Origin of the sequence: Acinetobacter sp. YH12219, assembly GCF_013417875.1 — a bacterium.
In the GTDB taxonomy this organism is placed as follows: Bacteria; Pseudomonadota; Gammaproteobacteria; order Pseudomonadales; family Moraxellaceae; genus Acinetobacter; species Acinetobacter amyesii.
In genome coordinates this window covers 1-3,451 of the sequence record NZ_VPDC01000054.1, presented here as the reverse complement: position 1 = coordinate 3,451, position 3,451 = coordinate 1, and the positions used below count along the sequence as shown (strand labels likewise).

The 3,451-nt window shown below is 39.7% G+C and carries 3 protein-coding genes and 2 pseudogenes; 1 reads left to right on the top strand and 4 read right to left on the bottom strand.

The features are described from left to right. Positions 1–89: pseudogene (locus FTV04_RS16450) on the top strand (IS5/IS1182 family transposase); the annotation flags it as partial. Positions 90–251: 162 nt separating this feature from the next. Here the strand turns inward: FTV04_RS16450 and FTV04_RS16445 are convergent. From FTV04_RS16445 to FTV04_RS16430, 4 genes and pseudogenes are all read right to left on the bottom strand, one after another. After that, the gene (locus FTV04_RS16445; RefSeq protein ID WP_180090415.1) at positions 252–668 is read right to left on the bottom strand and encodes a heme-binding protein; all 417 of its coding nucleotides are present in this window, start codon (positions 666–668) and stop codon (positions 252–254) included. A 104-nt stretch (positions 669–772) separates the two neighbouring features. Next, complete coding sequence (gene hemL / locus FTV04_RS16440) at positions 773–2,071, bottom strand: glutamate-1-semialdehyde 2,1-aminomutase (protein WP_180090413.1); 1,299 nt, start codon at positions 2,069–2,071, stop codon at positions 773–775. A gap of 35 nt (positions 2,072–2,106) precedes the next feature. Further along, on the bottom strand, positions 2,107–2,727 hold the full coding sequence (gene thiE / locus FTV04_RS16435) for a thiamine phosphate synthase (RefSeq protein WP_078188828.1): 621 nt from the start codon (positions 2,725–2,727) through the stop codon (positions 2,107–2,109). Positions 2,728–3,361: 634 nt separating this feature from the next. Further along, a pseudogene (locus FTV04_RS16430) lies at positions 3,362–3,451 on the bottom strand (IS5/IS1182 family transposase); the annotation flags it as partial.

Here is a 3,451-nt window from a genome sequence, read left to right as displayed (position 1 = left end):
GAGGAATTGCCACAAGATACGATAAGCTAAAACGTAACTATCAAAGCGCTGTTGCTTTAGCTTGTATATTTATATGGTTGCCTCTTTAGCTCAATTTATCGGCTGTAAATGTCAACACACCCTAATATTTCAGCTCAATCTTAGATTTTTTTCGACTTAATGCTATGACCGAGATTTATCGACATCTAAACCAAAATATATTAAGGCCAATGATTTCGACAAGACTGAAGTATCTATTACGCTCACAATATTTAGTTTTGCTGCGCTAAAAAAGCTTGAATCGCCTGCTGTGCAATTTCTGCATCCTGAAATGACTTTACCCCAGACACGCCCATTGCACCCACCAATTGCCCTTCGTACATAATCGGCTCACCGCCTTCCAGCATGCCTGAAAAGGTATCCATGGTCAGAAAACCCATCTGACCACTTTTGATGATGTCTTCAAATAACTTTGAAGGACGACGGCTAATGGCTGAACATTTGGCTTTTTCTAAGCATAGATTTGCTGTCATTGGCGATGCACCATCCATTCGTTTCATCGCCAATAAATTGCCTGTATCATCCATTACCGCAATGCTGACATTAAAACCATTTTCTACTGCATAAGCATGTGCTGTGTTTAATAAAAATTCTGCATCCGCCAAAGTTAAATAATGCTTGGTTTTCATTTAAAAATCCTTTTTCAATGCACGTTCAATCATGCGGCTACAATAAAGCCCACAGCAGGCTGCGGGCTTTATTCTAAAGCAGAATTTGCCGTTTTAAATGAAAATTACTTCATTTCGGCAAAAACTTCTTTCGCCTTTTCAATGGTAAATGCAATATCTTCATCGCTATGCGCGCTTGAGAAGAAGCCTGCTTCAAAAGCTGAAGGCGCTAAGTTTACACCGCGCTGTAACATACCATGGAAGAATGTACGGAATGCATCTACATCACATTTCAGAATTGAATCAAAACCGGTGATTTCAGTTTGATCAGTGAAATAAATACCGAACATGCCGCCCACTTGCTGCGTAAAGAACGGAATGCCCGCTTCGTCTGCAGCTGCCTGTAAACCAGCAAGCAAACCTGCCAATTTTTCAGTCAAAGTTTCATAGAAGCCCGGCTGACGCAAATGTTTAAACATCTCAATACCGGCACGCATAGCCAATGGGTTACCAGACAATGTACCTGCTTGATAGACCTTGCCCAGTGGTGCAATGCATTCCATCACTTCGCGTTTACCCCCAAATGCGCCAACTGGCAGGCCAGCACCAATAATTTTACCCAACGTGGTTAAATCAGGTGTTACGCCATAATGTGCTTGCGCACCGCCAAGACCGACACGGAAACCTGTCATTACTTCATCAATGATAAAGACCGAACCATGTTCATCACATACATCACGGATCGCTTGTAAGAAACCCTCAATCGGTTTCACCAAGTTCATGTTGCCTGCAACTGGCTCGACAATTACACCTGCAATTTCCGAACCGAATTTTGCAAAGCATTCTTTCAGCATGGCGATGTCATTGTATGGCAGTGTTAAAGTGTGTTTGGCAAAATCAGCCGGAACACCTGCAGAAGTTGCTTCACCCTCCCCCTTTGTCAACAAGCCTGAGCCTGCTTTCACTAAAAGCGAATCTGAGTGACCGTGGTAGCAGCCTTCAAATTTTACAATCTTGTCACGGCCAGTGTAGCCACGAGCAAGACGGATGGCGGTCATGGTTGCTTCTGTCCCTGAGTTGGTCATACGCACCAGCTCAATAGACGGCATAATTTCGCAAATAATATCCGCCAATGTCGTTTCATGCACAGTTGGCGCACCAAAACTTAAACCATCAACAGCCGCTTCTTGAACCGCTTTAATAATGTCGGGCTGCGCATGACCTAAAATCATTGGGCCCCAAGAGCCGACATAGTCGACATAGCGTTTTCCGTCTACGTCATAGAGATATGCGCCTTGCGCTTTTTCGATAAATACCGGTGTACCGCCTACACCATTAAATGCGCGTACAGGAGAGTTTACGCCGCCAGGAATATGCTTGCTGGCTTGTTTAAATAATTGTTCTTGCTTAGCAGATAAGCTCATAAAAATTCTCTACTTATTCAATCTAAAAAATAAAATTAAGCTTGTTCAGCAAAAAGCTCAGACCATTCATAAACACGACTGCTTACAGCAGACATTGAACGACCTAATACATCACTAATCACAGCACAAAGATCAGCACCCGCTTCAATCACTTCAGCAGAATTTTCTACAGTTAAACCACCAATTGCACAAATAGGTACATTTAGTTTCGCTTTGGCTTGTTTTAGCGTTTCTAAGCCAATATTGCCTGCTTCAGGCTTAGTTTCAGTCGCAAAAATGGCGCCAAAAGCCACATAGTTTGCACCGTCTGCAATCGCCTGCTCAGCCAGTTCTAAAGAATTATTACAGCTTCGACCGATCAAAACATTTTTAGGTAAACGTGCTACAGCTTCAGCAATTGAACCATCATCTTGCCCTAAATGTACACCCACACCATATTGAACTGCAGTTTCTAAATCGTCATTAATAACAAAAGGCACTTTGTACTGATTACACATATTTTTCATGTATTCAATTTCATAAGCCTGATCTTCTTTTGCCACTTTTTTACGGCGATATTGCAAAACAGCGACTTCATAAGTCGCCATCGCGCCTTCAAGTTTGGCTAAAAGCAATTCTATAGGATCATCATTGGTAATGAGGTATAAACCACGCATAGTTCAATCACAACTTAAAACTTTTGAATATTATAGCGATTAGGTCTATGAAATGTTGCTTGGGGCATAAAATTTTAATATTTTCCCGCTGTGAAAGTTATATTCCTTTTCACAAGACTGCTTATATAAATGTTTAATTGAATTGTCTGTAAAAAATGGCAAAAAATACCTATTTTCAGGTATAGAACAAAACTGATACAAATTATTTAATACTGCAACAGAAGAACACAAAACGCAGCGCATAAAAACACAACACTTTATAAAAATAAAAATAAAAATAAAAATAAAAATGTGTAACCTATTAGACTTTTTGGTGCTTGGTAAGAAACGTTTTGGGGAGCGTTCAGAGCATCAAAAAGTCTAGCCTATTTTATTAAAATTTTTATTATTATATTTTTCAAACAATAGAACTTTTCTAAGGCCATAAAAAAAGCCTAGAGAAGGTCACTCTAGGCTTGGAAAACTGGGGTTTATCGTCTATTTATCTTTCAGATAAACAGTGAATAAACAATATGAACATTATTAGACTAATCACTCTAAACTTACAAGTCATTTACTCAAAAAACTACACCAAAATCAATAAAAATTAAACGTTTGATTAGGGTGTGTTGACATTTACAGCCGATAAATTGAGCTAAAGAGGCAACCATATAAATATACAAGCTAAAGCAACAGCGCTTTGATAGTTACGTTTTAGCTTATCGTATCTTGTGGCAATTCCTCT

Coding starts and splice junctions, on each gene's coding strand:
- FTV04_RS16445 (WP_180090415.1), bottom strand. CDS start 668: ATGAAAACCAAGCATTATTTAACTTTGGCGGATGCAGAATTTTTATTA.
- hemL (WP_180090413.1), bottom strand. CDS start 2,071: ATGAGCTTATCTGCTAAGCAAGAACAATTATTTAAACAAGCCAGCAAG.
- thiE (WP_078188828.1), bottom strand. CDS start 2,727: ATGCGTGGTTTATACCTCATTACCAATGATGATCCTATAGAATTGCTT.